The 6,446-nt window shown below is 67.0% G+C and carries 4 protein-coding genes; 1 reads left to right on the forward strand and 3 read right to left on the reverse strand.

The window, feature by feature from the left end; all coding sequences use genetic code 11:
* Positions 1-47: 47 nt before the first annotated feature.
* The 3 genes from lolA to ACVOMM_RS07145 all read right to left on the reverse strand — a co-directional run bounded on the left by lolA (position 48) and on the right by ACVOMM_RS07145 (position 5,143).
* Entirely contained in the window at positions 48-686 is a 639-nt protein-coding gene (gene lolA / locus ACVOMM_RS07135; RefSeq protein WP_481526060.1) for an outer membrane lipoprotein periplasmic chaperone LolA, read from the reverse strand.
* 111 nt (positions 687-797) lie between these two features.
* Complete coding sequence (locus ACVOMM_RS07140) at positions 798-2,741, reverse strand: DUF3857 domain-containing protein (protein WP_481526061.1); 1,944 nt, start codon at positions 2,739-2,741, stop codon at positions 798-800.
* A gap of 38 nt (positions 2,742-2,779) precedes the next feature.
* A complete protein-coding gene (locus tag ACVOMM_RS07145) occupies positions 2,780-5,143 on the reverse strand; it encodes a DNA translocase FtsK (protein ID WP_283219318.1) in 2,364 nt (787 codons plus the stop codon).
* A 233-nt stretch (positions 5,144-5,376) separates the two neighbouring features.
* Between ACVOMM_RS07145 and trxB the strand changes: the two genes are divergently transcribed.
* Positions 5,377-6,348, forward strand: coding sequence for a thioredoxin-disulfide reductase (gene trxB, locus ACVOMM_RS07150; RefSeq protein WP_053517948.1), 972 nt, complete (start codon positions 5,377-5,379; stop codon positions 6,346-6,348).
* The last annotated feature ends 98 nt before the right edge of the window (positions 6,349-6,446 follow it).

Consider the following 6,446-nt stretch of genomic DNA (forward strand, 5'->3'; position numbering starts at 1 on the left):
GCGAAATGCGCACATCGGTAGCGCCGGGCCATGACCGGCGTCACGCATCAGTTGCCGATGACGTCGGTGCCGGCCGGCGGGCTGAAGCGGAAGGTCGAGGCCGCGAACGTCGGGTTGCGCTTCCAGCCGCTGAAATTGATCACGGTGCGCTGGCCGACCGCGTCGGTGATCTCCATCCTCGCCAGCCCCTGGGCGTTGAAGCCTAGTGCAGCGTACTGGAAGCTGGCCTCGGTATCGCGCTTCGGCGACAGCGACAGCCACTGCAGGCCATCCCGTTGTGCCGCCTCCTCGCTGAGGTCGTACTGCTGCTCCAGCAGCGTCGGGTTGATCAGCGCGGTCAAGGGGCTGTTCTGCTCTTCCTTGCCCTGCTCGCGCACGGTGGCCTGCTCCAGGTCCGGCTCGTACATCCAGACCTTCTTGCCGTCGGCCACGATCAGCTGTTCATGCGGCCGCACGTACTCCCAGCGGAACAGGCGCGGGGCCGACAGGGCCACGCGGCCGCTGGTCGACTCCTTGACCTTGCCGCGGCTGTCGAACACCTGCTGGCTGAACTGGCCATCCAGGCCCTTCAGGCCGCTGGTGAAGTTCTTCAGGTCATCGCGGGCACCCGCCCACGCGCTGCCCGCGGCGGCGCAGGCCATGGCGAGAGTGCTGGCGGCAAGAATACGGCGGAGGCGGACGTTCATGCGGGAATCCTGTGGGCGCGGGCGCAAGGAAAGGTGGATGTCAGTGTGCCCGGGCAAAGATGAATGGGCGATCAGGGCGACATTATGCCGCCCCGCACGTCCACCGGGGATTCAGTTGGCCGACGCAGGCAGCCTTCCATACAGAACCTGTCCGCGGAAGCCGCGGCGCACTTCGCGATACAGCGCGCGGAACGCGGTGTAGTCCTGGGGCTGGCACAGTGCCTCCGGTCCACGCACGGCATTCTGCTGCAGGCGGTGGTGGACGATCACCTCCTGGCCCTGCCGGCTCCACTCCACCCGGTACTCGCCCGCGGCATTGGCAAAACGCTGGCTGGCCGGAACGGCGATGATCGGCGCGTTGGCCGGGAACTGCAGGCGATAGGTTTCTTCACGCAGGCTCGCGTTGCAGTAGAACGGCGTCTCGTTGGCCGGTGCAGACGCGGTAGCGTACAGCCCGCGCACCGACTCGCCGCCTGGCGGATCCGGCACCGCCATGCCCCCGGCCACGCTGAAGTCCACGTAGTCTTCCGCCTGGAAGGCCATGCGGTAGCCGAACGGCCGGGTCAGATCGACCGGGACGCCCTGCAGCTGCAGCTGGCCGCGGCCATCAAAACCGGACGCCGCCATGATCGACTCCTCGGCACGCGCCCGATTCTGCGCGTTGAGCTGGGCGAACTGTGCGCGCATGCCGATCTCGGCATTCTCGCCCAGCTGCGGAATCGTCTCGCCACGCAGATTGCCGTTGGCATCGAACGTGAAGCGCACCTCCATCGAGGTTGCGTTGCGCTGCGGACCATTGGCCGGCGTGCGTGCCAGGCTCGCGTCGGCCGTGCGCATCACCGGCGCGCCCAGGTCGCCCTCGGGCAACTGGCCGAAGCGCGCCCAGGCGGTGGTCGAATCCAGGTACAGATCGAACTCGGGAATGTAGGTGATGGCGTGGTTGAAGCGCCCCAGCACCGGAATCTTCGGCAGCGTCGGCCCGCCACCGGCGCCGATCAGCACCGGCGAACTGGCAATTCCTTTGGCGGCCAGCAGGGCTTCCAGCAGGGTCACATGGTCCTTGCAGTCCCCATAGTGGTTGTCGAGGATGCTCTGCGCGCTGTTGGGCTCCAGCCCGCCATTGCCCAGGTACACCGCGACGTAGCGGATGTTCTGAGCGACCCAGCGGTACAGCGCATCGGCCTGCGAGCGACGGTCGCCGATGCCTGCGGTGACCTGGTCGGCCAGCGCCTGGATCTCCGCCGTGACCTGCGCGGCGGGACCGGCCTTGAGCTGGTACGCCCGGCCCATCTGCGCCCAGTCACGATAGGTGCTGGCCATGATGTTCGGGCCGAACTCCCAGCCGGCGGCCGACCAGTTCTGCGCCTGCATCGCCTCGCGGCGCTGGTAGCGCCAGCGCCACTGCGCCTGGCCGTTCCTCACCACCGGGCGATCGCTGCCCTGCACGCCGCGGCTGTCGACGAACATCGGCAGGTTGGCCGGTGCGCTCAGCGTCACCTCGGCATCCTCGTATTCGGTGAACACATTGAAGGTCTCCCACAGGCCGAAGTAGCCCGGGAAGTACGGCGTGGCCTGGGTGCGGCGCACCTGGTAATACAGGCGCGTGCCCGGCGCCAGGTTCGGGAACACGATCACCCGCACCTTGCGGTCGGCGTACATCGCTGCCGAGGCGCTGGAATAGCTTTCCTGGGTGTAGATGCGATCTGCCGGAACGTCACGGCGCTGGCCATCGGCGGTGATGGTGTAGGCGTCGAGCACCTCCAGCGTCTCCATCTTCTCGCTGTAGCTCAGCCGCACCTGGCTGAACTGCTCGACCGAGGCCTTGGTCTTGAGCAGGACCTCGTAGGTCTCGGTCTGCACATTGCCTGCGTCGGGCCGCACCTGGTAGTCGGCGCGATAGCGGACGATGCTGAAGTTGTTGCTGGCTTCGGTATCGCCGCTGGTGGAAGGCGGCGCCGTAGCGGGCGCGGGGGTGGCGGTCTCCGCCAGGGCCGGGCTGGCGGCCATCAGGCCAGCCAGCGCCAGCGCCAGCGCGCGTGGTACGGGATGAAGCATTCGTCGGATCCTTGGACGTCGTGGGGGTACGTCGGGCCTTACTTCGGCGGCGGCGGTGCCAGCACCGTCCGGTCGCCATTGTGCTCGGGCGCACTGACAACGCCGGCCGCTTCCATGGCCTCGATCAGTCGCGCCGCACGGTTGTAGCCAATCTTCAGCCGGCGCTGCACGCCAGAAATCGACGCGCGGCGGGTCTCCGTGACCACCCTCAGCGCCTCGTCATACAGCGGATCCGACTCGTCGCCGCCGGCACTGGTTTCCGGCAGGCCGGTGGCACCCACCACCACGCCGTCCCCCAGGGTCTGAACCTCGTCCAGCACGCCCTCGATGTAATCGGCCGGACCCATCGCCTTGAGATGCTCGACCACGCGATGCACTTCATCGTCGGAGACGAACGCGCCGTGCACACGCTCGGGCATGGCGGTGCCCGGAGGCAGGTACAGCATGTCGCCGTGACCCAGCAGCGTCTCCGCGCCGGACTGGTCGAGAATGGTGCGCGAGTCGATCTTCGAGCTCACCTGAAACGCGATGCGGGTGGGAATGTTGGCCTTGATCAGGCCGGTGATCACATCCACCGACGGACGCTGGGTGGCCAGGATCAGGTGGATGCCGGCTGCACGTGCCTTCTGTGCCAGACGTGCGATCAGTTCTTCGACCTTCTTGCCGACGATCATCATCATGTCGGCGAATTCGTCGATGAAGATGACGATGAACGGCAGCGTCTCCAGCGGGCGCGGCGCCTCGCCCAGCTCCGGGTTCGGCTTGAACAACGGGTCCATCAGCGGCTGGCCGGCGTCCTCGGCGTCCTTCACCTTCTTGTTGAAGCCGGCCAGGTTGCGCACGCCCACCGCGCTCATCAGCTTGTAGCGGCGCTCCATCTCCGCCACGCACCAGCGCAGGCCGTTGGCGGCCTCCTTCATGTCGGTGACCACAGGCGCGAGCAGATGCGGGATGCCCTGGTAGACGCTCAGTTCGAGCATCTTCGGGTCGATCATCAGCATCCGCAGATCTTTCGGCGAGCCCTTGTACAGCAGGCTCAGCACCATCGCATTGACGGCCACGGACTTGCCCGAGCCGGTGGTACCGGCCACCAGCAGGTGTGGCATGCGCGCCAGGTCGGCCACGGTCGGGCGGCCGGCGATGTCCTTGCCCAGCGCCAGGGTCAGCACGCTGGAGGCCTTGTCGTACTCCTTCGAGCGCAGCAGCTCGGACAGGAAGATCATCTCGCGGGTGACGTTGGGAATCTCCAGGCCGATCACCGACTTGCCGGGAATCACATCGACCACGCGCACCGACTTGACCGACAGGCCGCGGGCGATGTCCTTGTCCAGCGAGCTGATCTGGCTGACCTTGATGCCCGGCGCCGGCTCGATCTCGAAGCGGGTGATGACCGGGCCCGGATAGGCGCCGACCACCTGCGCATCGATGCGGAAATCCTTCAGTTTGAACTCGATCTGCCGCGACAGGGTCTCCAGCGTCTCCTCGTCGTAGCCCTTGGGCTGTGGCTTGGGATCATCGAGCAGGGCCAGCGGCGGCAGGTCCGAACCATCGCCGTTGACGCCGCGGAACATCGGTATCTGGTTGTCACGCTTGGCCCGGTCGCTCTTCTCGATCACCGGTTCCGGGCGCGGTTCGATCTTCACCGGCTCGCGCTTGGCGCGCACCTCGGCGTCCGCCTTGCGGACTTCCTGGCGCTCCTCGCGCAGGGCACGGGTCTGCTTCCACTCCGTCGCCTGTTCCTTCTTGCGCTCCAGCAGCGGCGCCAGCGACATCACCCCACGGCCGATCTTCTCCATCACCGTGAACCACGACAGGCCGGTGGCCAGGGTGATCGAGGCCAGCAGCAGCACCAGCACGAACAGGTTCGCGCCCAGCGCTCCGAACCCGACGGTGAGCGAGTTGCCCACCAGCTTGCCAAGGATGCCGCCCGCACTGGACACATCACCATTGAACAGGCGCACATGCAGGAAGCCGGTACCGGCGATCAGGAAGCCGACCAGACCGACCAGGCGCAGGGCCGGATCGAGGTCGTTCTCGCCCTTGCTTTCCCGCTTGAGGCCGAACATGGCGATCCAGGCCAGCGCGCCGAGCACCACCGGCAGCAGGAACGCGATGTAGCCGAACAACTGCAGCAGCACGTCGGCGATCCAGGCACCGGCGCGGCCGCCCATGTTGTGCACCGGCGCGACCACGCTGCCGGTATGCGACCAGCCGGGGTCCGACGCCGAGTAGGTGAGCAGACTTGCCGCCAGGTACAGCAGGGCCGGCGCGATCGCGATCAGGCCCAGGTCGCGCCAGAGGCGCTGGCGGCGGGGGTTGTCGGTCGTCGCCGCCGCCGCGGCCGTGCGACGTGACGCCTTGCTGTCGTCGGACTTGGAGCGTTCGGGGACCTGCTTCGCCACCTTAGACCATACCTTTGGAATGCGCTGTTAGTGATTGATAATAAATGAGACGGCGTCAGTTTTCAGTTATGCGACGCTGCGAGGCGCCCTCCGGGGCCGGAAACCGTCGATGGGCGACGGCGTTCTGTTCATCGGCTTGAATCGCCCTGCCCCAGCCGCCACTCTATGACCTGCCATGGATGCTGCGCAAACATCGCCAGCGCCTTGTCCCACTTACCTTTTCGCGAGTTTACATGAGCACCAGCCTGCCCTCCCGCCACCAACGGCTTGTCATCCTCGGTTCCGGCCCGGCCGGCTGGACCGCTGCGGTCTACGCCGCCCGCGCCAACCTGAAGCCGGTCGTCATCACCGGCCTGCAGCAGGGCGGTCAGCTGATGACCACGACCGAGGTCGACAACTGGCCGGGTGACGCCCATGGCCTGATGGGCCCGGACCTGATGGCGCGCATGCAGGCTCACGCCGAGCGCTTCGAGACCGAGGTCATCTTCGACCACATCCACACCGCCGACCTGTCCCAGCGCCCGTTCCGGCTGATCGGCGACAGTCACGAATACACCTGTGACGCCCTGATCATCGCCACCGGCGCCACCGCCAAGTACCTGGGCATCCCGACCGAAGAGGCCTTCAAGGGCCGCGGCGTGTCCGCCTGCGCCACCTGCGACGGGTTCTTCTACCGTGACCAGGACGTGGTCGTGGTCGGCGGTGGCAACACTGCGGTGGAAGAGGCCCTGTACCTGTCCAACATCGCCCGCAAGGTCTACCTGGTCCACCGCCGCGACACCCTCAAGGCGGAAAAGATCATGCAGGACAAGCTGTTCGCCAAGGTCGCGGCCGGCAAGATCGAAACCGTCTGGCACCACCAGGTCGAGGAAGTGCTGGGCAACGATGCCGGCGTGACCGGTGTGCGCGTGAAGTCCACCCTGGACGGCAGCACCCGCGACATCGACGCGCACGGCTTCTTCGTGGCCATCGGTCATCACCCGAACACCACCCTGTTCGATGGCCAGCTGGCGATGAACAACGGCTACCTGGAAATCCGCTCGGGCCTGGGCGGCAACGCCACCCAGACCTCGGTGGAAGGCGTGTTCGCTGCGGGCGACGTGGCCGACCAGCACTATCGGCAGGCCATCACCTCCGCCGGCTTCGGCTGCATGGCCGCACTGGATGCCGAGCGCTATCTGGATGCACAGGGCAAGGCCGGCTGAAGATTGCTCCACGCCATGACTGATCCTGGGGGGGGGGGGGGGGGGGCCCCCCGCGGCGAAGAGGGGGCGCGGCGGCGCCCCCCCCCCAGGAGAGGGCC

This window comes from Stenotrophomonas sp. STEN009 (genome assembly GCF_056760395.1).

What these genes read in the sequence shown, in the direction of transcription:
- lolA (WP_481526060.1), bottom strand. Translation starts at nt 686, where the DNA reads ATGAACGTCCGCCTCCGCCGTATTCTTGCCGCCAGCACTCTCGCCATG.
- trxB (WP_053517948.1), top strand. Translation starts at nt 5,377, where the DNA reads ATGAGCACCAGCCTGCCCTCCCGCCACCAACGGCTTGTCATCCTCGGT.
- ACVOMM_RS07140 (WP_481526061.1), bottom strand. Translation starts at nt 2,741, where the DNA reads ATGCTTCATCCCGTACCACGCGCGCTGGCGCTGGCGCTGGCTGGCCTG.